The organism is Prevotella aff. ruminicola Tc2-24 (genome assembly GCF_900110895.1).
Lineage (GTDB): Bacteria > Bacteroidota > Bacteroidia > Bacteroidales > Bacteroidaceae > Prevotella.
Genome location: NZ_FOIQ01000004.1, coordinates 1 through 23974, shown reverse-complemented (window position 1 = coordinate 23974; position 23974 = coordinate 1). Strand labels below are relative to the sequence as shown.

The following is a 23974-nucleotide window of genomic DNA, read 5'->3' as shown; positions in this document are numbered from 1 at the left end:
CACATACACACCACCACGATCATCAGGCTTGCTGTTCACAAAAGCAACACGAGCACCATCATCACGAGCACCATCACGACGGCATAAGAAACCGCATCATGCTTATCGTCGTCACCGCTCTTCTGCTCGTCGGCGCCATCTGGATAGAGAAGTACTGGCAGTTGCCCACCTGGCAATTGTTGCTGATCTACCTTATTCCCTATCTGCTCGTCGGACATGACACACTGAAAGAAGCGGTCGAAGGACTCATTCATGGTGAGGCTTTCAACGAGCATTTCCTCATGTCTGTTGCGACTATCGGCGCTCTGTGTATCGGTTTCCTTCCTGGAGCAGAGACAGAGTTTCCTGAGGCGGTATTTGTTATGTTGTTTTTCCTGGTCGGCGAGTTATTTGAAGAATATGCGGAAGGCAAGAGTAGGGAGAGCATCACCCATCTCATGGATATTCGTCCTGATACCGCCAGCGTTGAGAGGAACGGGATGACGATGACTGTCGATCCCAATCAGGTTGCTGTTGGTGAGACCATCATCGTACGCCCTGGCGAGAAAGTGCCGCTCGACGGTGTGGTACTGGAGGGAACATCGGCTCTGAACACCGTCGCACTGACAGGCGAGAGTCTTCCTCGTGACATCACAGTCGGCGACGAGGTCATCTCTGGTTGCGTCAACCTCTCAGGTGTCATCAGGATAAAGACGACAAAGAGTTTCGGAGAAAGCACGGTAGCCAAGATTATCCAACTGGTTGAGAACGCCGGCAACAGCAAATCCAAGAGCGAGGCTTTCATCACACGCTTTGCGCGTGTGTACACTCCTGTGGTCGTCGGAGCAGCCCTTATCCTGGCTTTACTGCCACCTTTGTTCTCCGGCAACTTCACAACGGCCTTCCCCGACTGGCTATATCGTGCCTTACTATTTCTTGTCGTATCTTGTCCTTGTGCCCTTGTCATCAGTGTGCCACTCACATTCTTCGGCGGCATCGGTGGCGCTTCGCGGAATGGTATTCTGGTCAAGGGGTCCAGTTACATGGATATCCTTGCTCGGCTGGGCACGGTGGTCTTCGACAAGACAGGTACATTGACACACGGTCAGTTCACCGTCACGGCCGTTCACCCCGACACCTGTGACGAGCGACATCTATTGCATCTCGCCGCCCATGTGGAGCATTTCTCGACTCACCCCATCGGTGCCGCCCTGCGCGATGCGTTCCCCGATGAAGCCACTGATGGTTGCATCGTTTCCGATGTCGAGGAAGTCGCAGGACAAGGTATCCGTGCCCGTGTCGCAGACCAGATCGTCTGTGTGGGTAATACCAAAATGATGGATTTCATAGGCGCCAAATGGCATGACTGTCATCACGTAGGCACCATCATCCACGTTGCCATCGACGGGGCTTACGCCGGTCATATCGTCATCAACGACCAAATCAAGGACGACAGTGCCGAGGCTATTGTCTCTCTAAAGGAACTAGGCATCAATAGGATTGTGATGCTGACCGGCGACCGGCGAGAAGTAGGAGAACAGGTGGCGTCACAACTCGACCTGATGGAGTATCACACGGAGTTACTGCCTGCCGAAAAGGTAAAACATGTAGAACAGCTACTCAACGAAAAAGGTGACGGGACTGGATTGGCTTTCGTGGGCGACGGCATCAACGATGCGCCTGTACTTGCCCGCGCCGATGTGGGTATCGCAATGGGAGGCCTTGGCAGTGACGCTGCCATCGAAGCGGCCGACGTCGTAATTATGGACGATCGTCCATCGAGGATTGCGATTGCCATCCGTATCGCTCGACGTACGATTGCCATTGCTCGACAGAATATCTGGCTCGCCATAGGTATCAAGGTTGCGATACTGATACTCGCCGCCTTTGGGCTGGGCACGATGTGGATGGCGGTCTTTGCCGATGTAGGAGTCACCATTCTCGCTGTACTCAACGCCATCCGTGCACTGAAAGTATAAAATATTCATGATTGCTGCAACTTTTCCAACACGAGTTGTGTCTAATAGACAAAAGATTGGAAAAAGCAACAGCATATTATGAATAGATTTAACTTTAGAAGATTCGCCATGATGGCGATGGCGGCCATGCTCACGACAGGAGTATTTGCCAAGCGCACGACACCCGATGTAGGTGGAAAGATTGTTGATGAGAAAGGGGCACCCATGCCATTTGTCAGTGTTGTATTGTTGTCAATGCCAGACTCCGCCTTTGTACAGGGGGCTGTCTCTGACGAGAATGGCAACTTCAAGATTGTGACCCCAGAGAACCAAGGTGTACTGAAGATCTCAAGTATCGGCTATCAGACCCTATTCATTCATGTGTCATCCGACGGCAGCATGGCTGGCGGTCCCGTCATCCAGATGTTGGAAGATGCGCATCTGATTAACGAGGTGGTGGTCAAGGGACAGTTGCCCAAGACGAAGCTACAGGGCTCATCGCTGGTTACTCAGATCAAAGGTTCCGTACTGGAGAAGTCGGGTTCAGTGGAGGATATGCTGTCAAAGGTGCCTGGAATCAGAAAAGGCAAGGATGGACTGGAGGTCATCGGCAAGGGTACGCCGGTTATCTATATCAACGGACGAAAGCTGCATGACACGGACGAGCTGAAGAGGCTCAACTCGCAGGAGATCCTTTCGGTAGACGTTGACATGAATCCCGGCGCCCGCTATGATGCCACAGTAGCATCGGTAGTCCGCATCCGCACCGTCAAGCAGCAAGGCGAAGGTTTCGGATTCAGTCTTTTTGCAGGAAACAACCAGCAGTTACGCTACGGGCAGAGCGACCCATACACCACCTTCAAGGCCAACTATCGCTATCGGTCGGTCGACGTGTTCGGACAGGTTGACTTCTGGGAAAGGCATAACACGGCAGTATCTACTGCCACACAGAACAGCTTCTATAAAGAAAACAATGCTCTGGTCCGACTGGAGCAGGACAACAGTTTCCGCTCTGATTGGCATGCCTATGGCCTGAACTATACCTTCGGCACCAACTGGCAGATCAGCGACAAGCATTCCGTGGGTTTCCGTCTGCAGTATAACGACAGGCTATATGACTGGAACCATGCTGATATCCAGACCGACTATTACCGCAATGGCAAGTTCGAAGACCATATCGACGGAATAGAGTCAGAGAAAACCACAATTCCATATCACTGGGAGGGAAACAGCTATTACAATGGTCAACTAGGAAAGCTGAACATCGATCTCAATGTGGATTTCTATTCGAACAAGAAACGAGCAAACGCCAAGACGGACGAGTATTACCAGATTAGTGACGCCAACCATGTCAATAGCGAAGCGAACACTGCAGACCACATGGTAGCTGAGAAGTTGGTGCTATCTTACCCCGTATGGAAAGGAAAACTGAGCATTGGCAACGAGATGACATTCGTTAATCGCAATGCCAGCTACTACATCAGTGGAACAGCCATACCTGCTACCGACTCGAAGACAAAAGAGCAGAACATCGCCTCCTTTATCGACTACGGTTTCAGTCTGGGAAAGCTCGGAGAAGGTAGCATCGGACTGCGTTTCGAGCACGTAGGCTTCGACTATCGCGACCGTCTGAACGCAGAAAACAACATGAAGCGATATACCAACGACCTGTTCCCCAGCATCTCACTGTCGCGCGCTTTTGGACAAGTACAGGCAGCCATGACCTATACTCAGAAAACTGTTCGTCCTACCTACTGGCAGTTGAACAGTGCTGTGACCTATGCCAACGCCTTTACGCTACAGAGTGGTGATCCGAAGTTGGAGAACCAGAAGAACCATGATCTAAGTCTGAACATGCGATGGAAATGGCTGACATTCGTGTCAAGCTGGCAGCGAATAGAGAAGCACATAACCCAGTGGTCGTTCCTATACAACGACGCCGGTGTGATCATGATCAAGCATGTAAACCTCGATAAGCCGCTGAACCGTTATACCGCATACCTCAACGTAGCGCCCACCATTGGTGTATGGTCGCCTAACCTGAGAACGGGTTTCCTTTCCTACGACACGGAACTTGATCTGGCTGATCCACGCGAGGCTTCTGGCAGTCGTACGGTAACGTACAAAAAACCCATGATCTTCGTACAACTCGACAACACTTTCCGTTTGAAGCACAGTTGGCAGTTTGAACTGGGATGCGACTATCAGTCGCGTGCTGACTGGGTGAGTTATCACTTAAGATACACCACATGGGACATGTCGGCCACCATCCAGAAATGCTGGCTTAAGAACGATGCCCTCTGTCTGCGCATAACCGCAAACAATATTCTACAGAGTGGTAATGAGAAAGTAGGGATAGACTGCGGATACTATTATCTGACCCAGTGGATGCGTTCAAATAACCATCGTCTGAGCATCTCTCTTCGCTATACGTTCAATGTCGCCCGTAATAAATATAAAGGTAGTGGTGCTGGACAGGAAGCTATCCAGCGTATGGGAAATTGATTATTCTCAGGATAACAGAAAAACGCTCTCCTTAATGGAGAGCGTTTTTCATCATCGTTTATGTTTACTTCTTATAACGCTGCCAATTCTAACACTTTGTCAATAGCAGCAGAAAGACCATCTGGGTTCTTGCCACCTGCAGAAGCAAAATGAGGCTGTCCGCCACCACCGCCTTGCATGAGTTTGGCGGCCTCACGTACCAGTTGTCCGGCATTCAATCCGTGGTCCTTCACGAGATCATCACTAAGCATCACGTTCAGCATTGGTTTCCCGTCAAACACAGTACCAACTACGCAGAGCAGATTCTCCGACTGCAGCTCTCGTACCTTGAAGACCAAATCCTTGGCAGCATTCGGCATCATATCATACTGACCAGTAACTACCGTCACGCCGTTCACCGTGCGCGCTTTTGATACAAGCTCCTTCGAGAGAGCCTGTACACGCTGCTGCTGGAAACTCTCAATCTCCTTTTTCATCGTGTCATGTTCCTCGATATACTTCTGAATCACACCCTGAAGATCCTTTGCATTATTGAAGAACGATTTCACCGTACGAAGCATGTCTTCTGTCTTGTAAAGCAGTTCCTCGCACTCTTTGCCCGTCTTAGCCTCAATACGACGGATACCCGCTGCAACAGAACTCTCGGCAACAATCTTAAAGAAACCTATCTTACCTGTTGCCTTGGCATGGATACCACCGCAGAACTCACACGACGGTCCAAAACGAACCACACGCACCTTATCACCATACTTCTCACCGAAGAGAGCGATGGCACCGAGTTTCTTTGCCTCTTCAAAAGGTACGTCACGATGCTCGTCAAGTTGGATATCCTGACGGATCATATCATTGACCATCCGCTCCACCTCACGGATCTGCTCATCACTAACCTTCTCAAAATGAGAGAAGTCAAAACGCAAAGTGTCGGGCGATACGAATGAACCCTTTTGCTCCACGTGGTCACCAAGTACCTGCTTCAAAGCATAGTCGAGCAGGTGGGTTGCCGTATGGTTGGCAGCAGAACTGTCGCGTTTATCAGTATCTACACAAGCCATAAACTGAGCTGTGGGATCTTTAGGCAATTGCTTAACGATGTGAACCGTCTGGTTATTCTCTCGTTTAGAGTCAATGATATCGATAGTTTCTGCTTCATTGCAGATGACACCACAATCACCGACTTGTCCACCCATCTCACCATAGAACGGTGTGTAGTCGAGTACGAGTTCATAGAATTCGTTCTTTTTCTGCGTCACTTTGCGATAACGCAGGATATGACACTCATATTCGGTATAATCGTAGCCTACAAACTGCTGTTCACCTTGGGCAAGTTCCACCCAGTCTGAGTTCTCTACAGCAGCAGCATTACGGGCACGCTCCTTCTGTTTCTGCATTTCAATATTGAACTGCTCCTCGTTGACGGAAAAGCCATTCTCACGACAAATCAGTTCTGTAAGATCAAGGGGGAAGCCGTAAGTATCGAAGAGACGGAAAGCCTGCTCTCCATCAAGTTCCGTCTTTCCTTCGACCTTGAGCTGCTCCATAGCCTTATCAAGAAGAGAGATACCCTTGTCGAGGGTACGGAGGAAGGAATCCTCTTCCTCCTTCATCACCTTGGCAATGAGTTGCTGCTGAGCTTTCAACTCGGGGAAGGCATCACCCATCTCAGCCACCAGAGTAGGCAAGAGTTTATAAAGGAAGCCCTCTTTCTGGCCGAGGAACGTATAAGCGTAACGTACCGCACGACGCAGGATACGACGGATCACATAGCCTGCCTTAGCATTCGAGGGCAACTGACCATCGGCAATCGAGAACGAGACAGCACGGAGATGATCAGCACATACTCGCATAGCCACGTTGATATTGTCCTGTTCCTTCGTGATGGGGTTCAAGACCTCTTCTTCAAAGGTGGTATATTTCAGACCCGTTATCTGTTGCTCGGCCTTGATTATGGGCTGGAACACATCGGTATCGTAGTTAGAGTGCTTACCCTGCATCATGCGGACAAGACGTTCAAAACCCATACCTGTATCGATGACATTCATACCCAACTTCTCCAATGAACCGTCAGCCTTACGATTGAACTGCATGAACACGAGATTCCATATCTCAATCACCTGAGGATCATCCTGATTCACAAGCTCACGACCACTCTTACCAGAAGCCTTGCGCTGCTCTGGCGTACGAGAGTCGACATGAATCTCAGAACATGGACCACAGGGACCTGTATCGCCCATCTCCCAGAAGTTATCATGTTTATTTCCGTTGATGATATGGTCCTCGGGCACATGCTTAGCCCAGTAACGTGCAGCCTCATCATCGCGAGGAATATTTTCCTCAGGCGATCCCTCAAATACCGTTACATAAAGGTCTTCGGGATTCAGTTTTAGTACATCTACCAGATACTCCCAGGCCATATCGATGGCCCCCTCCTTGAAATAGTCGCCGAACGACCAGTTACCGAGCATCTCGAACATGGTGTGATGATAGGTATCATGCCCCACTTCCTCCAAGTCATTATGTTTTCCGCTGACACGGAGACATTTCTGTGTGTCCGCCCGTCGGCGCGGTTCCGGGTCGCGTGTGCCGAGAATGATGTCTTTCCACTGGTTCATACCTGCATTCGTAAACATCAGCGTTGGGTCATCCTTGATGACCATCGGGGCTGACGGCACGATAGCGTGCTGCTTCGACTCAAAAAATTTCTTATAGGAGTCGCGAATCTCGTTTGCTGTCATGTTGATATCTTATTTTTCTATGTTCCAAATAATTGCGTGCAAAATTACACATTTATTCTGAATCTACCAAAACATTAGTTTATATTTTGTGTAGCGCTCGACTTTACACCACCTATTCAAGTGACAGCAAGTCTTAAGAACTCCCTCCCCATTCGGAAAAGTTCAAATAAATTTAGCTTTTCATTCGTTTTTTGTATCTTTGCCATCAAAGATGGCGAAATTACATGCACTCGACATAAAAAATAAGTGAACTTATTTTGTTCTGCGCTCGATTTTTCGTAACTTTGCGACAAAATAATAAAAGTCAAGTGTAGCAATGGACAACGAAACAAGAGACGACGAAATTCTTGAGACCACAGGCACTCCGGATAATGCGGAGAATCCGGAATCCCCAGCCGCCCACTCCGACTATAAACCTGTAAACCGTTTCGACGCAGCCGCAGTACACCATCTGAGTGGCATGTACCAGAACTGGTTTCTCGATTATGCCAGTTATGTGATCCTCGAGCGCGCCGTACCCCATCTGGGTGACGGTCTAAAGCCCGTGCAGAGACGTATCCTACACTCGATGAAACGCATGGACGACGGGCGATACAACAAGGTGGCAAATATTGTGGGTCACACGATGCAGTTCCATCCCCACGGCGATGCCTCCATCGGCGATGCCCTCGTACAGATGGGACAGAAGGACCTGCTGATCGACACACAAGGTAACTGGGGAAACATTCTTACCGGTTCCAGTGCTGCTGCGCCCCGATATATCGAGGCACGCCTTTCAAAGTTCGCCCTCGACACCGTGTTCAACCCGAAGACAACGGAATGGAAGATGTCATACGATGGACGCAACAAGGAGCCCATCACGCTCCCTGTAAAATTCCCTCTTCTGTTGGCACAAGGCGCCGAAGGTATTGCTGTCGGCCTCTCATCAAAAATCCTACCACACAACTTCTGTGAGATTTGCGATGCTGCCATTAGCTACCTTCACGATCAACCCTTCCGACTCTACCCAGACTTTCCCACCAGCGGTTCCATCGACGTCAGTAAATACAATGACGGACAGCGTGGCGGTGTACTGAAAGTCCGTGCGAAAATCGAGAAAATCGATCAGAAGACACTTGTCATCCGTGAGATTCCTTTCTCGAAGAACTCCGAGACACTACAAGATTCGATTGTCAAGGCCGTAGAGAAAGGTAAGATTAAAGCCCGTAAGGTGGAGGATCTCACTGCCGCCAATGTAGAAATACAGGTACATCTCGCCCCTGGCGTATCGTCCGACAAGACCATTGACGCCCTCTATGCTTTTACCGATTGTGAGATCAATATCTCACCGAACTGCTGTGTCATCGAGGATAACAAGCCTCAGTTCCTGACAGTAAGTGATGTGCTCCGCCACAGCGTCGACCGCACCAAGGATCTCATCCGCCAGGAATTGGAGATCCGCAAAGGCGAACTATTGGAACAGTATCATTTCCAGTCGTTGGAACGTATCTTCATCGAAGAACGTATCTATAAGGATAAAAAGTTCGAACAGGCACCTACCGTCGATGCCGTCTGCGAGCATATCGACGAACGCCTCACCCCCTACTACCCCAGTCTGGTACGCGAGGTGACGAAAGACGATATTCTTAAACTTCTTGAGATCAAGATGCAGCGCATTCTGAAGTTCAATAAAGACAAGGCCGACGAGCTGATGGCGCGCATCAAGGCAGAAATCGAGGAAATTGACCGTGACCTGGCAAACCTTACCGAGGTGACAGCCAACTGGTTCCAGTTCCTTAAAGACAAATACGGCAAGGATCATCCGCGTCTCACTGAGATCCGCAACTTCGATACGATAGACTCTGCCAAAGTGGCGGAAGCCAACCAAAAGTTGTACATCAACCGACAAGACGGTTTCCTTGGCACAGGCCTCAAGAAAGACGAGTTCGTATGCAACTGTTCCGACCTCGACGATGTCATCATCTTCTATAAAGAAGGAAAGTATAAGGTGATTCGTGTGGCCGAGAAGGTCTTTGTCGGCAAGAACGTGCTATATGTGGCCGTCTTCAAAAAGAACGATTCACGCACCATATACAATACCGTATACCGCGATGGAAAGAAAGGCTATTGCTACATCAAGCGTTTCAACGTGACAAGCATGACTCGCGACAAGGAATACGACATTACCCAAGGAACGCCCGGATCAAAAGTGATGTACTTCTCTGCCAACCCCAACGGAGAAGCAGAGATTATTAAGGTGACCCTCGATCCGAACCCGCGTCTCAAGAAGATTTTCGTAGACAAGGATTTCTCGGAAGTGATGATCAAAGGACGTGCTTCAAAGGGTAATCTCCTGACAAAGTTCCCCGTACACCGCATCGGCCTGAAGAGTCACGGTCACTCCACCCTTGGTGGACGAAAGGTTTGGTACGACCCAGATGTAAATCGTCTGAACTACGACGAACATGGTCAACTCCTCGGTGAGTTCTTCGATGAAGACCAGATTCTCGTTATACTTCAGAATGGCGAGTGCTACCTCTCTAATTTCGATATTAACAATCACTACGAAGAGAACATCCTGCGTATTGAAAAATACGATCCCGATAAGGTTTGGACCGCCATCCTTTACGATGTCGACAATCAAGGATATCCATACATCAAACGGTTCTTGATGGATGCCACGAAAAAGAAGCAGAACTGGCTCAGTCCCAGTGATACCGGAAAGAATGGAGCGACCTCACAACTCATCCTTTTGACCGATACACCTTCACCACGTTTCCTCATCACCTACGGTGGTGCCGATGCATTCCGCGGCAGCGAGGAGGTTGATGCTGCACAGTTTATCATGGTGAAAGGCTACAAGGCTAAAGGTAAGCGATTGACCACCTATCAGCTCGAAAGTATCACGGAACTGAATCCACCTGAGCCAGAAGAAGATCCAGAGACAACTGAAGCCCCGGAGATTCTGGAGATTATTGACGACCCTAAGGTCGCAGAGACTCCAGAGATTTCAGAAGACTCAGACAGTCCGGAGGTCGCTGTGCCCACACCGAAGAAGCATCAACCCGAACAAGAACTGACACTGTTCGATGATGAAGTATAGCCATCCTATACATCTAAAAGAATTGTCCGTAAGGAGATTGTCATGGGCGTTTCTGCCGATGATGTGGTTCTGTCTGCCGATTGTCGCCCAAGAACAAGCCTCTTTGTCTTCTTCCCCAGATGCCATGACATCAACAAGTCTGATTGGCATCGGTACGACAAGGATTCTCGACACATACATTACTCCCGAGCAATTTTCCGGTACAGGATTCTCTTATCTGAATATACGTGAGCGGGTTAAAGACAACCGTCGATGGAATACTATTACCGAACATGAGCTCGATCTCTCATCCACAGACGATCGAAGCGGCAATATCACCATGCTTGAAGGCAGCTACAATCTCTATTGGGGATTCTATTGTAAGTGGAACCTACTGGCTGACCGTCTACACCTTCAGACTGGCGGTGTCTTGAACGCTTGTCTGGGCTTTCTTTACGACATGACGGCTTCCAACAACCCGGCGCAAGCCCGTGCTGCAGTAAACTTCATGCCGTCGGCCATCACCACCTATGACCTTACCTTATGGCAACAACGCTTCGTCATCCGATACGAACTGAACCTGCCGCTCATGGGGATGATGTTCAGTCCAAACTATGGACAGTCTTACTACGAGATTTTCTCCTTAGGAAACTACGACCATAACATCGTGCCAACAACCTGTGTCTGTGCACCGAACATACGACAGCAGATCACGCTCGACTGGCAGGCATCAAAGAGATGGGCAGTACGAGTAGGTTACCTTGGCAACTACCAACAGGCTGCAGTTAACAACTTAAAACAACATGTCTATACCCACCGACTACTCATCGGTGTCGTCAGGCGCCTTGTCAGATGAAAAGTATAAAGTCCGAAGAAAGATGCAGATATTACGACATAGAATCAAATGGCTGCGGATGATACCTCTATCATTCCTCATCTGTCTTTTGCCCCCGTGTATAGTCGGCTGTATCGACGACGAGCAATACCCGGACAGTCCTCAAGGTAACTTCGAGGCGCTATGGAAAATCATCGACGAGCACTACTGTTTCTTCGACTATAAGCAACATGAATACGGCCTTGATTGGCTGGAGGTATACAATAAATATAATGTACGCGCGAGAGAGGGGGTCAACAAACAACAACTTTTCGAGATTCTCACCGACATGCTCGCCGAGCTACGCGACGGTCATGTGAACCTTTACAGCGCCTTCGACAACGGGCGCTACTGGCGTTGGCACGAAGACTATCCGACAAATTTCAGCGACACTCTCCTGCGTCGTTACCTCGGTACCGACTACCGTATCGCCGGTGCGCTCCGCTACCGCATCCTCGACGACAATATCGGCTATGTCTACTATAACAGCTTCTCAAGTGGCATCGGCGAAAGTAACCTTGATGAGGTGTTTAAGTATCTCGCATTCTGCAACGGTCTGATCCTCGACATCCGAGGCAACGGCGGCGGAGCACTCACCAATGCCGAGAAACTGGCAGCCCGTTTCTGTCAGGAGAAAACGCTGGTAGGCTATATCCAACACAAGACAGGCAAAAGGCACAACGAGTTCTCGCCGATGGAGCCACAGTATATAGAGCCATCCTCCAGACTTCGGTGGCATAAGGGTGTTGCCCTGCTCACAAACCGTGAGGTTTTCAGCGCTGCCAACGATTTCGTGAAGATTATGAAATGCTTCCCCCAAGTGAAGATCGTCGGCGATCGCACCGGCGGAGGTTCTGGGCTTCCATTCACCAATACCCTTCCCAACGGATGGATGGTGCGTTTCTCCGCCTGCCCCACCTACGACCGCGACAAGCAACAGATAGAGTTTGGCATTGCGCCCGACTACGCAGTCGGACTGAGTAACGAGGATTTCATACGCGGCAAAGATTCTATCATAGAATTTGCCCGAGAACTTTTGGTAGAATGAAAAAAGTTTTGTACCTTTGCAGTCGCTATCCCGATAACCACGGGATGTCATATGTGCGCCTGTGGCGGAATTGGTAGACGCGCCAGACTTAGGATCTGGTGTCTCGCGACGTGCAGGTTCGAGTCCTGTCAGGCGCACGACGCTGATGTAAGACAATTTTCTAATTAATTATTGGCAAAAAGTAGCAAAAAAGGCAGAAAAATAGCTATTTACACAAAAAAAACTAAAAATTTCTTGCACATTTAGAAATAATTCCCTACTTTTGTCACCGGTTTATATACATTAATGCATAGATATATCATAATTTAATTGTTTAATTATAATTTTTAAGTTCAAATGAAAAAGAAAATTATTAATGGTATTTTGATGGTAGCATTACTCTTCGCTGCCACAACATCATTTGTTTCTTGTAAGGACAACGTGGACGATGAAATTACAGCCGTTTACGCTAACCTTGCAAAACAAAAGACCACCCTTGAGGATCAGCTTAATGCTCTCCAGAATCAGCTTAATGGTCTTGGCGACAACAGCGCAGAGATTGCAAAGATCAATGGCGAGATTGCAAAGATCAACGAGCAGTTGGGTAAGATCAACGAACAGATTGCAGCCCTTTCTGGAAACGTTGACACGATTAAGAATGACCTTGATGCACTTACTGCTCGCGTTGCAGCTTTGGAAGAGGCCATCAAGAATCTTGGCGGTAACGCAGATTTCGGTGTCTCTAACGCAATGGCCATCAACGATATTGTTGGTAACATGAAGCTTGGTCTCGACTTCTACTCACTGGCTGCTTTCTACGGCACCAACGATACAGGTCTGGACATCTTCCCCGTTGCAGGTAAGGCTTTCAATGTTGACACACAGGATGGTACCATGCTCGCTGCTGAAGAGCTCGAGGGTATCGAGACCATCGAACTCGATCCTGAGTTCATCACCGCTGCTAAGAACAACGCAGGTAAGCTGATTTTTGCTATCAACTCTAGCAAGGACATCAACATCAGCGACTACAACGTATACCTCGAGGATTCAAAGGGCAACAAGGCTCCTGTTGATCTCGTTGCACGTCCCTACACTGCCGAGGACGAGACTATCAGCTTCGGTTGGACAAGAGCTGACGACGCTGCCGCTGCAGGTGCTGCTAAGAACGTCTTCGTTGCTGAGGCAACCATCGACGCTGCTAACCTGAAGGCTGCTGCTTATAAGCTCCCGATCAAATTCGACGAGATTAAGGATCGTCTGAAGACTGCTAAGCAGCACGTTTCTGATGCTGATGGCACAAAGAACGAGGTTAAGCAGGGTGCAAGAGAGCTGGCACAGCTGGTTTACAACCTTTACAAGAATGCAGCATGGGATCGCCTCACCGCACAGCGTCTCGTTGTTGAGAAGGACAACGCTGGTGGCAGATCTGATTTCAACATCTTCGCAGCTTCAGTAAAGCCTCTGTCTTACAACTCATTCTGGGAGTTTGAGAAGAACGTTAGCGATCCTAGCCTGGAAGATGCAGAAGCAGCTGTTGAGAAGCTGGTTCAGATCCTGAAGAAGGAATTCCCCAGCCTTGCTAAGCTGAGCAGCATCAACATCGACGACATGAAGGCTCAGAAGGTTACCGTTGTTGTTGACGGCAAGGAGAAAGAGGTTACTATCGACAAGGCTCTCTTCAAGTCTCTGCGCAAAGCTATCGAGGCTGGTATCGACAACGAGGAGCTGACCAAGATGATCAAGAAGATTGCTGGTCTGACCGACCTCAAGAAGGTTAAGAAGGCTGCTGTTGAGCGTATCGCTGACTATCTGAACAGATTCGATAAGAAGATCATCAACCAGCTGCGTTCTCACCAGCTGACACGTGCTCTCTCTCCAATCATCCTGTTCGAGGGTGCTGAGGGTGTTGACCGTGTTGTTACTGGTCTCCAGGTTCCCGCTGGTGACATGCAGGTTTACCTGACCTCACCGACAGAGGAGGTTCTTGTTCCCGCATACGCTAAGTTCATCGCTGTTAAGAATGCTGCTACTGGCAAGCTCGAGCAGAGCGCTCTGCTGGATGGCCGTGCACTGGATTACACTCTGAACCTGACCTCAGGTCGCAAGGTGATCATCCTGAGCTGCGTTGACTACTATGGCTATGTAGTTACTAAGAGATACACTGTCGACGTGAAGTAATTAACATTGTGAATCTAAAAAGAAAGTAACAGATATGAAAATGAAGAAAGTAATATTGTCTTGCCTGATGTTGATGGGTGTTCTGTCAGCATCTGCTCAGGAGCAGAAAGGCACGACAGAATATGTCTTCGAGCCGCACTGGTACATTCAGCTCCAGGGAGGTGCCCAGTATACTACTGGCGAGGCCAAATTCGGTGATCTCATCTCACCCACTGTACAGGGAGCTATCGGTTATCAGTTCTCCAAGGCAATCGGTGCCCGTCTGGCCATCAACGCATGGCAGGGCAAAGCAGGCTACCAGAAGGTTGTTACCGACATTGTAGGCGACTGCAACTATAAGTACACCTATTTCGCACCTGCTATCGATCTGACATTCAACCTCTCGAATATCATTGCAGGATACGATCCCAACCGTGTAGTTAGCTTCGGTGCTTTCATCGGTGGTGGTCTGAACTTCCGCTCTAGCTGCGACGACGCTGCTGCTGTTAAGGCTAAGATCGATCCGTTCACAGCTCAGTACAACTGGACTCCGATGTTCGAGAACAAGGCCAACACTCTGCTCTTCGGACAGGCTGGTCTGACCATGGACGTGAAGGTAAGCGAGGCTGTTGCCATCGGTCTGGAGGCTAACGCTAACATTCTGGGCGACAAGTTCAACTTCAAGGATGCTGGTAACCCCGACTCATACTTCAACCTGCTCGCAGGCGTGAAGATCAACCTCGGCAAGACCTACTCTACCCGCTTCATCCCGGCTCCAGAGCCTGAGATTCGCTACGTAGAGAAGATCGTTGAGAAGGTGGTTGAGGTTCCTGCTCCGGCACCCGCTATTGAGCCGCTCCGTCGCGACATCTTCTTCCTCATCAACAAGACCGACATCCGTGAGTGTGAGGCTCAGAAGGTTCAGGACATCATTGACTACATGAATGCTCATCCTACAGCTAAGGTGATGATCACCGGTTACGCAGACGCTGGTACAGGTAACGACCGTATCAATGACCGTCTCGCTGCTGGACGTGCTGATGTAGTTGTGAAGGCTCTGAAGGCTAAGGGTATCGCAGAGAGCCGTATCAGCTTCGACAGCAAGGGCTCACGCGTACAGCCGTTCGCCGACAACGACAGCAACCGTGTATCTATCTGTATCGCTGAGTAAGCGCTGAAAGATAAATACAAATGACAATAAAAGCCCGGTCCCAGAATGGGGCTGGGCTTTCTTTTTGAGAAGAAAAGGTAAACACATCCTCTAAACAAACATCAGGAAACACATGAAGAGAATCTTTACTTCAATTGTATTAGCAGCATTCTGTGTGTTCAGTGCCTCTGCACAACTCGAAGACGGTTTCTACCGCATTAAGAACAACAAGACGAAGCGGTATATCAGCATTGCAGACAATAACCCGAAACACTATACCGTCTCTCAGTCAGGAAGTACAACCTTATTAGGCATCCGAACCCTCAAGAATTTCGACAGAGTATCCTGCAGTCCTTCGACCATCATCTACATCAAGAACATGGATAGGAGTAAAAGCCTGTACGACCTTCAGGGTCAAGGTACCAGCCTTTATGCACTCTCAGGCAACATGATTCTTGCTAAACTTGAGGGCGGCGGTACCAGCTACAAGGCATCTGGCACTTATAGCGGTGTCACCATTTGCATAGCCGACCTTGAAGACGACGGTCAGCGCGATGAAGCATGGTTGGCCAATAAAAGCGAGGAGACCGCAAGATGGAACTTCATCAAGGTTGACACTGACACCAACTATATCGGCATTAAGCCCGACGTAAAGACTGATGATGGATACTACGGCACCATCTATGCTGGATTTGCATTCAAATTTGTATCCAGCGGCATGAAGGCCTACTATGTAAAGTCGGCCTCTGGTAAGAGCTTTGAGATGAAAGAGATCACAGGTACTATTCCCGCCAACATGCCTGTCATCATCAAATGCGCTTCTGACAATCCCGCTGAGAATATGATTATGCCCGTTCTTGAAGACATCGCTAAGCTTAGCGGTAACAAACTCGCTGGCGTATATTCAGCCATCAAGTATAAGAACAGTAATATGACTGCCTTTACTGCTTCCACCATGCGTGTGCTCGGCGTGAGCGATGGTAAGTTGGCATTCGTCAAGAAAGCTCCGGAGGAATACTTCTATGAAGGTAAGTATCTGCCGGCCAACAAAGCCTATCTGAAGGTTAAGAGCAGCGATGGCGATGTGATGACTATTGGCGGTAGCGGTATTGTTACTGTGACCGCTGATCCCGTAGATGCTTCAAAAGAAGGTATCTACACACTCACAGGAACCCGTTTGCCAGACAATGCCCCACTCCGTCCTGGTATCTACATCAAAGACGGTAAAAAGATTGTAATCAAGTAAACGAAGAAACAAATACAGTGAGATAAAAAAAAGAGCCCTCTGCAAGGGCTCTTTTTTATTAGAATATCCGCTTTGTCAATCGGAGACTCAAGACGGGGAACACCTTAAACGACTTGAACATATCCACATAGGTGCCCACCTGACCGGTCACATTCTCCACATCTTTTGTCAGGTTCATACCATCGTGTACATACAGATCGGGAGTACCGCCCCAGAACATAGCACCACAGTCGAATGAAACCTTCCAATCATCATTATTCTTCAGTAGACGACCGCCATAGCCGAATCCCAGATAAGGCTTCAACGCTTTCGACTTAGCCTTCACACGGACCAGTCCATCGCCATCAGGCTCCAGGATATAGGGATCGCCAGCCTTATAAAGCACATAAGTCTCTCCCTTGGCATGAATCAGATTACCATTATCATCGAAGATATCCTTCTTCGCAGTCGTATATACATCGTTCTTATATCGGCCCACAGCAAAGCCCAACCGACCGAAACCAAGAAGCTTCTCGTTGAGCTCCTCAATCTGATAGTTGCCAGCCCCCTTGATGCCCAAGGCTGTAGGGTTAATGATGGGCTCGCCATTAACCGCCTTCTCGTACATCCGGTTATAGATGCCTACTGACACCAGTGACACCATGGCCTCTGTTGAGTTGACGGCTTCTGCGAACTGTGATGGTCCCCAGTAAAGACCGGCAGTAAAATGCCAGTTCTTATTGTTCTTGAAGGGGAACACATCAACCAACAACTTGGCATTATTGATCGTTGGCTTACCTATCATCTCGATATGGTCGTCAATATCATAGCCCGTGAAATCATAGAGCATATCCTTCAGACGGTCGAAGGTGGTCTCTACACGGTTACCATTAGGGTCGTACATTCTTGCCGGCTTACCACCGATCGTCAGGTCGAAGTTCATGGATTTGTTGAAGCGCGGCATAATCTCATAACCAGCCCTCACCTGCACATACTCTCCTATCGGGGAAGCCACATCGATACCGATACCGGTCGTTCCTGCCGTCAATGAGATATCCAGATGCTGAAGGATATCATGTTCCTTCCAATATTGGAACACAGGAATATAGTCGGACTTTCCCGTTTTTACCTTCTGCTGCTCCACGGTCTTAAGCGATGCAGACGTAGAAGGAATCTGTATGGTATCTGGACCAGACACCCCTTCAGAATAGACTTGCCCGGAGGCAGAGGCACTGACACTGGCAACGGCCAGCATCATCAAGAGTTGTTTTCCTTTCATCGTTTTCAAGTATTTATAGTCATTAAAATCGTTGATACCGCTTTTCCGGACTTTCCGGGAACGGATTTAGCGCATGCGCCATTGTCCCTGATGCTCTTCCATCGGAACGACCACCTCCTCATTGGTGGAGTCACCGAAACAGAGGATGAGAAACACCTCTGTGTAGTTTGCCAGCGTATCGCGTCGAGCCGTCGCAACACGCACCTCGCGGATACCGTGGTGGAGCGTCTCCTGCTGCGCCACATACTGACGATAGCCATCGAGAAGCTGAGAGCGGTAGTTCTCTGGTAACTGTCCGGCTCCCTGCTTACCTTCCAAGAACAACTCATACTCACCCTTGATAAGATGCGTGTAGTAACCCTTGGCAGCAAGAGAGGCCTGTTCTTCGGCGGTCACGCCGCCACAGGCTACCAACAGAAACAACATGAACAGTAATGCAATCGTCATTTCTGCCGGATAAAGATGTTCACCGGTGAGCCCGTCAGGGTCCAGTTCTCCCGGATCTTATTCTCCAAGAAGCGCTTATACGGCTCCTTCACATACTGTGGCAGATTGGCATAGAAGACAAACGTAGGTATCTGCGTGTCGGGTACCTGTGCCACATATTTGATCTTGATATATTTTCCTTTCACCGAGGGAGGCGGGTAAGCCTCGATCAGCGGTAACAGCACCTCGTTGAGCTTCGACGTGCCGATCTTCGCTTTTCTATGCAGGTATACCTCCTTAGCAGTCTCCAGCACCTTGAAGATACGCTGTTTCGTGAGTGCGGAGCCGAAGATAATGGGGAAGTCGGTAAACGGTGCCATCCGCTGACGGATTGCATTCGTAAAGGTATCGATGACCACCTGAGACTTCTCTTCCACGAGATCCCATTTGTTGACAACGACCACCAACGACTTATTGTTCTTCTGTATCAACTGGAAGATGTTCATATCCTGCGCCTCGATGCCACGAGTAGCATCAATCATCAGAATACACACGTCGCTGTTCTCAATCGCACGGATAGAGCGCATCACACTATAGAACTCCAAATCCTCCGTCACCTTGTTCTTGCGACGGATACCTGCGGTATCGACAAGATAGAAGTCAAAACCGAACTTATCATAACGAGTGTAGATACTGTCACGTGTCGTTCCTGCTATCTCAGTAACGATATTCCTGTCCTCACCGATAAAGGCATTGATGATGCTCGACTTACCAGCATTCGGACGACCGACCACCGCAAAACGGGGAATGCCCTCCTCTGCCTCGTCACGCTGTTTCTCAGGCAGCATCTCCAGGATCTTATCAAGCAGATCACCGGTACCACTGCCCGTAGCAGCACTGATAGGATAAGGATCACCCAGTCCGAGCTTATAGAACTCATACTGGTCGTAGAGATCCTTTCCGTCGTCGGCTTTATTGGCCACCAGCAGCACAGGAAGCGGTTTCGTTGGAGTGCCGTCCTCTTGAGGAGCACGTGCACGGCGCAGGATCTGCGCCACATCCATGTCCCAGGCCGTCACACCATTGGTAATATCACAGAGGAAGAGCACCAGGTCGGCCTCCTCCGTGGCGATGATTACCTGCTTACGAATCTCCTCCTCGAAGATATCGTCGCTGTTCACCACCCAGCCGCCGGTATCGACGACAGAGAACTCACGCCCGTTCCACTCGCACTTGCCATACTGGCGGTCGCGTGTGGTGCCGGCCTCATTGCTGACAATCGCCTGACGTGATTTCGTCAGACGGTTGAAAAGGGTCGACTTTCCTACGTTCGGGCGGCCTACGATAGCTACTAAATTTGGCATAGTCTTTCTTATTTATATTTGGCCTGAGCCGGATTATCCAGAAGCTCCGGGATTTAGAAACTTACTCGGGATTATACCCAAAATGACTTAGTTCACGAGCGGAGCTGCGCCAGTCTTTGTCTACCTTCACGAAGATCTCCAGGAATATCGGTTTCCCGAAGAACTTCTCCAGAGACTTACGGGCCTCTGTGCTTACCTTCTTCAGCGCCACGCCCTGATGACCGATGATGATTCCTTTCTGGGAATCACGCTCCACATAGATCACCGCATTGATATGGATGTGACGATCGTCCTCCTTGAACTGCTCCACGCTGACCTCCACCGAATACGGTATCTCCTTGTCATAGAAGAGCAGGATCTTCTCACGGATAATCTCCGAGACGAAGAAACGGGCCGGCTTATCGGTAAGCTGATCCTTATCGAAATAGGCCGGACTCTCGGGCAACAGTTCCTTGATACGTTTCAGGAGCATGTCGGTGCCGAACTTATTCTTGGCAGAGATCGGCAGGATCTCAGCCTTCGGCAAGAGGGTATGCCAGCGCTCGACGATAGCGGCAAGTTGTGCCTGGGGAGCACCGGATCTGTCTGCATTCTCAGCGAGAGTATCGATCTTATTGATCAGCAGGAGAATGGGGGTATCCATCCGCTGCACTTTCTCCAGAAAGTCCATGTTCTTCTCCGGGTTCTCAACCACATCGGTCACATAGAGCAGGACGTCTGCATCCTGCAAGGCCGACTCAGAGAAGGCTAGCATCGACTCCTGAAGCTTATAGTTCGGCTTCAGAACACCCGGGGTATCGCTGAAGACGATTTGCATATCGTCAGTATTCACGATACCCATGATGCGATGTCGAGTGGTCTGTGCCTTAAACGTCGCAATTGAAATACGCTCACCAACCAGTTGGTTCATGAGCGTACTTTTACCTACATTAGGATTCCCAACGATGTTGACGAATCCTGCTTTGTGACTATTTACTACCGTCATACGCCCACTTATAGTAGGATGCTCCATGGACAAATCCAGCACCGAAGGCAGTAAAGATCATGTTATCGCCTTTCTTCAGCTTGCTCTCATTGTCCCAAAGCGCCAGCGGAATTGTCGCCGCACTCGTATTACCGTAGTGCTCGATGTTCACCATCACCTGATCCATCGGGAGCTCCAACCGCTTGGCGACAGCCTCGATGATGCGCATGTTTGCCTGATGAGGCACCACCCACTGGATATTATTCTTATCCAGTCCGTTGCGCTCAGCAATCAGCACACAGTCGTTGCTCATGTTGGTCACCGCATAACGGAACACCGTCCGTCCCTCCTGATAGAGGTAGTGCAACCGATGGTTGACGGTGAAGTGCGATGGTGGGCAGACAGAACCTCCGGCTTTCATATGCAAGAACGGAAGTCCCTTGCCATCAGTACGGAGATAGGAATCCATCACGCCGATGTTCTGTTCCTCTGTTGCCTCCAGCATGACTGCCGCAGCACCGTCACCAAAAAGCGGACAGGTCTGGCGATCCTTGTAGTCGGTCACCGACGACATCTTGTCGGCTCCGATAAGGATAATCTTCTTGAAGCGACCGCTCTGTATCATCGACGCCGCAACGTCGAGCGCATAGAGGAATCCACAGCAGGCACCCCAGAAGTCGAATGCGAACGCATTCTTCAGTCCGAGCTTACCCAGAACAATGGATGCCGTGGAGGGGAACTTATAATCCGCCGTAGAAGTGGCTACGACCACTGCGTCGATGGAATCAGGGTCAGCGCCGGTCTTCTGCAGCAACTGCTTAGCGGCCTTGCGGGCCATATAGCTGGTGCCAAGACCTTCCTCGGTGAGGATACGGCGCTCCTTGATGCCGACACGCGTCATAATCCACTCATCATTGGTGTCTACCATTCTCGACAGTTCCTCGTTGGTGAGGACATAGTCGGGCACATAGCCGCCAATGCCGGTGATTATCGCGTTAATCCTATCCATTACTCAGCGACCTCGTCTTCCTTCTTGATAGCCACCTTACCACGATAGTAGCCACATGTCGGGCATACGGTGTGATAAACATAATATGCACCGCAGTTAGGACATACTGCCAGTGTGGGAGCTACTGCCTTGTCGTGAGTACGACGCTTGGCTTGACGAGTACTTGATTGTCTTCTTTTAGGATGTGCCATAATTATCTAAATACTTTAATTTTTTAAATTTTTAAATTCTTCAGTTTATCCCATCGGGGGTCTGTCTCCTGGTTGGACTCCTCATCGCTGCTTCGGTCAGCTGACAGCTCTTCCAGAGCTTGCGTCATGGCAGGGTTGCACTTGCCAGGTGCATGCACATGCCTGATGGGTATAGCCAGTGCTACAAACTCGTAGATGATCCACGCCATGTCGAGTATTCCTTCGTCCTCGGGCACGACAATGATGTCATCCTCCTCTGAGTAGGTGCTTCCGAGCTTGACGACAAGACGATTATCGGTCTCCACCGGCTGTTCCATGTCATCGAGACAACGGTCGCAGGAAATGATCACGGTGCCTGCCGTCTGGAACAGAAACTCGAAAAAGCCGGTTGCCTTGCGTATAGACACCGACACGTGCAAAGAGCCTCTTTTCACCTCGGCACTGTCCAAAGCCTCGAAGAAGCGATCATCAAGGTCGAAAGTGAGAGTAGTATTCTCCTCTTTCAATTCCTTCAAGTCTAACTTCAACGACTCCAGACTACACATCATCACATTTCATTTACATTTGGGGTGCAAAGTTACTACTTTTTTTTTATTTATGAGAGACTAATTCGTTTTTTTTATCATTTTACCGCAAAATCGCCACGTTAAAATGCTGATTATTACACACTTCTTTCACAACTGTGCAACATCTGTATGCCCTAACGAGGGTATCAGCGCCGCAGTTCCACCCTGAAGGTGGTGCCCTTGTTAACTTCAGACGACTTGACAAAAATACGACCGTGGTGGTAATCCTCCACGATACGTCGGGCCAGTGAGAGCCCCAGGCCCCAGCCACGCTGCTTCGTGGTAAATCCGGGCTTGAAAACATTCTTAAGATCTTTCTTCCGGATACCCTTGCCATTGTCGGTCACCTCGACCACCACCTTGTGGTCGTCGTCGGACAAGGAGAGCACGATCCTGCCACAGCCTTCCATGGCGTCTACAGCGTTCTTACACAGGTTCTCCACAACCCACTCGAACAGCGAGGCATTCATTCTGACCTTGACATCATGATCAGGGAAATCACGCACCATCTCCACCTTATTCGAGGTGCGACGGTCCATATAATCGATCACATGCTCCAGCACCTCGTTCATCGATCCCTCCTTCGGTTCAGGCAGGGAGCCGATCTTCGAGAAGCGCTCCGCAATCTGCTCCAGACGTTTCACATCCTTATCCATCTCAGGTATCAGTCCGTCGTCCGGATGACTCTCCTTCAATATCTCCACCCAAGCCATCAGACTCGAGATGGGGGTACCCAACTGATGGGCTGTCTCCTTCGAGAGCCCCACCCACACTTTGTTCTGTTCTGCCTTTTTCGACGAGAGAAGAGCGAAGATGGCAACAACCACAAATATCATGACAATGCCGAGCTGCCAATAGGGATATGATGATAGGCGTTTTAACAGCGTCGACTCATCGTAACACACCAACTGGTAATCGCTCGTCTTAGTTGAGTCGCCTAAGAAAATCTTAATGTATTTCCCCTCTTGCCAGAGTCGTCGTCCATAGTCGGAGAGGTAGGAATCTGAGTCCGTCTTATTCTTCCCATCGATGGAGATATTGCGATAGTCGGTCACCGTGCCCAACGAGTCCATCACAATCACAGGGATCGTGTTGTTCCCCTTCATCACACTCAGCACCAGACTGACATCTGTATTCTCGCCAGCGTTATTCAGTGCCCTCAGTGCCTGCGCCCAGACTTCCATCTTATGGCGCTCTTCGTTGGACAGATCTCTGACAAGGTAATGCGATACCAACAAGGAGACGACGGCAATCAGAATTGCCGCTATCACCAGAAGGATCTTGACTTGTCGGATTCTCTCAGTCCACTGCATACATCTATATAACGCTTAAAACACAAGATTATTGTATCACGCTTCCATGTACACATATAGAACAACAAGCTTGGAAGGTATCTTTTACACCATAAGACTTATCTTCTCTTACAGTAAAACAACTTGTTTTACCTTCATGGAAGGCATCTCCATGACTCGTAACTCCTATCTCCACGACAGTAAAACAACTTGTT

17 protein-coding genes and 1 tRNA gene are annotated in these 23974 nt (G+C 49.4%); 9 read left to right on the top strand and 9 right to left on the bottom strand.

The window, feature by feature from the left end; all coding sequences use genetic code 11:
• Positions 1 to 83: 83 nt before the first annotated feature.
• Both BMY63_RS08280 and BMY63_RS08275 read left to right on the top strand, forming a co-directional pair.
• Positions 84 to 1958, top strand: a complete 1875-nt coding sequence (locus BMY63_RS08280; RefSeq protein WP_091916238.1) for a heavy metal translocating P-type ATPase — start codon at positions 84 to 86, stop codon at positions 1956 to 1958.
• A 78-nt stretch (positions 1959 to 2036) separates the two neighbouring features.
• A complete protein-coding gene (locus tag BMY63_RS08275) occupies positions 2037 to 4442 on the top strand; it encodes an outer membrane beta-barrel protein (RefSeq protein WP_091915903.1) in 2406 nt (801 codons plus the stop codon).
• Between the two features lie 71 nt (positions 4443 to 4513).
• On the opposite strand, the gene alaS is transcribed toward BMY63_RS08275, so the two are convergent.
• Positions 4514 to 7174: an alanine--tRNA ligase gene (gene alaS / locus BMY63_RS08270; RefSeq protein WP_091915901.1), complete on the bottom strand. Its 2661-nt coding sequence runs from the start codon at positions 7172 to 7174 to the stop codon at positions 4514 to 4516.
• 316 nt (positions 7175 to 7490) lie between these two features.
• Between alaS and BMY63_RS08265 the strand changes: the two genes are divergently transcribed.
• The 7 genes from BMY63_RS08265 (at position 7491) to BMY63_RS08235 (ending at position 16689) form a co-directional block, all read left to right on the top strand.
• Entirely contained in the window at positions 7491 to 10256 is a 2766-nt protein-coding gene (locus BMY63_RS08265; protein WP_255397510.1) for a DNA gyrase/topoisomerase IV subunit A, read from the top strand.
• Positions 10257 to 10293: 37 nt separating this feature from the next.
• On the top strand, positions 10294 to 11091 hold the full coding sequence (locus tag BMY63_RS08260) for a DUF3316 domain-containing protein (RefSeq protein ID WP_218141889.1): 798 nt from the start codon (positions 10294 to 10296) through the stop codon (positions 11089 to 11091).
• Positions 11092 to 11113: 22 nt separating this feature from the next.
• Entirely contained in the window at positions 11114 to 12157 is a 1044-nt protein-coding gene (locus tag BMY63_RS08255; protein WP_371113580.1) for a S41 family peptidase, read from the top strand.
• A gap of 55 nt (positions 12158 to 12212) precedes the next feature.
• Positions 12213 to 12294, top strand: a tRNA-Leu gene (locus BMY63_RS08250).
• Positions 12295 to 12493: 199 nt separating this feature from the next.
• Complete coding sequence (locus BMY63_RS08245) at positions 12494 to 14314, top strand: hypothetical protein (RefSeq protein WP_091915895.1); 1821 nt, start codon at positions 12494 to 12496, stop codon at positions 14312 to 14314.
• Positions 14315 to 14354: 40 nt separating this feature from the next.
• A complete protein-coding gene (locus BMY63_RS08240; RefSeq protein WP_369807714.1) occupies positions 14355 to 15464 on the top strand; it encodes an OmpA family protein in 1110 nt (369 codons plus the stop codon).
• Positions 15465 to 15576: 112 nt separating this feature from the next.
• The gene (locus BMY63_RS08235; protein WP_143065758.1) at positions 15577 to 16689 is read left to right on the top strand and encodes a hypothetical protein; all 1113 of its coding nucleotides are present in this window, start codon (positions 15577 to 15579) and stop codon (positions 16687 to 16689) included.
• Between the two features lie 58 nt (positions 16690 to 16747).
• Here BMY63_RS08235 and BMY63_RS08230 read toward each other — a convergent pair whose 3' ends face one another.
• The 8 genes from BMY63_RS08230 to BMY63_RS08195 all read right to left on the bottom strand — a co-directional run bounded on the left by BMY63_RS08230 (position 16748) and on the right by BMY63_RS08195 (position 23780).
• The gene (locus BMY63_RS08230) at positions 16748 to 17947 is read right to left on the bottom strand and encodes a hypothetical protein (RefSeq protein ID WP_091901086.1); all 1200 of its coding nucleotides are present in this window, start codon (positions 17945 to 17947) and stop codon (positions 16748 to 16750) included.
• A 66-nt stretch (positions 17948 to 18013) separates the two neighbouring features.
• Positions 18014 to 18394 (bottom strand): hypothetical protein, encoded by a 381-nt coding sequence (locus tag BMY63_RS08225; RefSeq protein WP_091901088.1) that lies wholly within the window; start codon positions 18392 to 18394, stop codon positions 18014 to 18016.
• The gene (der, locus tag BMY63_RS08220; protein ID WP_091901090.1) at positions 18391 to 19737 is read right to left on the bottom strand and encodes a ribosome biogenesis GTPase Der; all 1347 of its coding nucleotides are present in this window, start codon (positions 19735 to 19737) and stop codon (positions 18391 to 18393) included. The genes BMY63_RS08225 and der overlap by 4 nt, the downstream gene beginning before the upstream one ends.
• 61 nt (positions 19738 to 19798) lie before the next feature.
• Positions 19799 to 20722 (bottom strand): GTPase Era, encoded by a 924-nt coding sequence (gene era, locus BMY63_RS08215; RefSeq protein WP_091901092.1) that lies wholly within the window; start codon positions 20720 to 20722, stop codon positions 19799 to 19801.
• Complete coding sequence (locus tag BMY63_RS08210) at positions 20706 to 21710, bottom strand: beta-ketoacyl-ACP synthase III (RefSeq protein ID WP_091901094.1); 1005 nt, start codon at positions 21708 to 21710, stop codon at positions 20706 to 20708. The genes era and BMY63_RS08210 overlap by 17 nt, the downstream gene beginning before the upstream one ends.
• Positions 21710 to 21901, bottom strand: coding sequence for a 50S ribosomal protein L32 (gene rpmF, locus BMY63_RS08205; RefSeq protein WP_091901096.1), 192 nt, complete (start codon positions 21899 to 21901; stop codon positions 21710 to 21712). Before rpmF ends, BMY63_RS08210 begins: the two co-directional genes overlap by 1 nt.
• A gap of 23 nt (positions 21902 to 21924) precedes the next feature.
• A complete protein-coding gene (locus BMY63_RS08200; RefSeq protein WP_091916237.1) occupies positions 21925 to 22446 on the bottom strand; it encodes a YceD family protein in 522 nt (173 codons plus the stop codon).
• A gap of 167 nt (positions 22447 to 22613) precedes the next feature.
• Positions 22614 to 23780, bottom strand: coding sequence for a sensor histidine kinase (locus BMY63_RS08195; RefSeq protein WP_091901100.1), 1167 nt, complete (start codon positions 23778 to 23780; stop codon positions 22614 to 22616).
• Positions 23781 to 23974 lie beyond the last annotated feature (194 nt).

Coding starts and splice junctions, on each gene's coding strand:
- BMY63_RS08275 (WP_091915903.1), top strand. CDS start 2,037: ATGAATAGATTTAACTTTAGAAGATTCGCCATGATGGCGATGGCGGCC.
- alaS (WP_091915901.1), bottom strand. CDS start 7,174: ATGACAGCAAACGAGATTCGCGACTCCTATAAGAAATTTTTTGAGTCG.
- BMY63_RS08265 (WP_255397510.1), top strand. CDS start 7,491: ATGGACAACGAAACAAGAGACGACGAAATTCTTGAGACCACAGGCACT.
- BMY63_RS08255 (WP_371113580.1), top strand. CDS start 11,114: ATGCAGATATTACGACATAGAATCAAATGGCTGCGGATGATACCTCTA.
- BMY63_RS08245 (WP_091915895.1), top strand. CDS start 12,494: ATGAAAAAGAAAATTATTAATGGTATTTTGATGGTAGCATTACTCTTC.
- BMY63_RS08240 (WP_369807714.1), top strand. CDS start 14,355: ATGAAGAAAGTAATATTGTCTTGCCTGATGTTGATGGGTGTTCTGTCA.
- BMY63_RS08235 (WP_143065758.1), top strand. CDS start 15,577: ATGAAGAGAATCTTTACTTCAATTGTATTAGCAGCATTCTGTGTGTTC.
- BMY63_RS08230 (WP_091901086.1), bottom strand. CDS start 17,947: ATGAAAGGAAAACAACTCTTGATGATGCTGGCCGTTGCCAGTGTCAGT.
- BMY63_RS08225 (WP_091901088.1), bottom strand. CDS start 18,394: ATGACGATTGCATTACTGTTCATGTTGTTTCTGTTGGTAGCCTGTGGC.
- der (WP_091901090.1), bottom strand. CDS start 19,737: ATGCCAAATTTAGTAGCTATCGTAGGCCGCCCGAACGTAGGAAAGTCG.
- era (WP_091901092.1), bottom strand. CDS start 20,722: ATGACGGTAGTAAATAGTCACAAAGCAGGATTCGTCAACATCGTTGGG.
- BMY63_RS08210 (WP_091901094.1), bottom strand. CDS start 21,710: ATGGATAGGATTAACGCGATAATCACCGGCATTGGCGGCTATGTGCCC.
- rpmF (WP_091901096.1), bottom strand. CDS start 21,901: ATGGCACATCCTAAAAGAAGACAATCAAGTACTCGTCAAGCCAAGCGT.
- BMY63_RS08200 (WP_091916237.1), bottom strand. CDS start 22,446: ATGTGTAGTCTGGAGTCGTTGAAGTTAGACTTGAAGGAATTGAAAGAG.
- BMY63_RS08195 (WP_091901100.1), bottom strand. CDS start 23,780: ATGCAGTGGACTGAGAGAATCCGACAAGTCAAGATCCTTCTGGTGATA.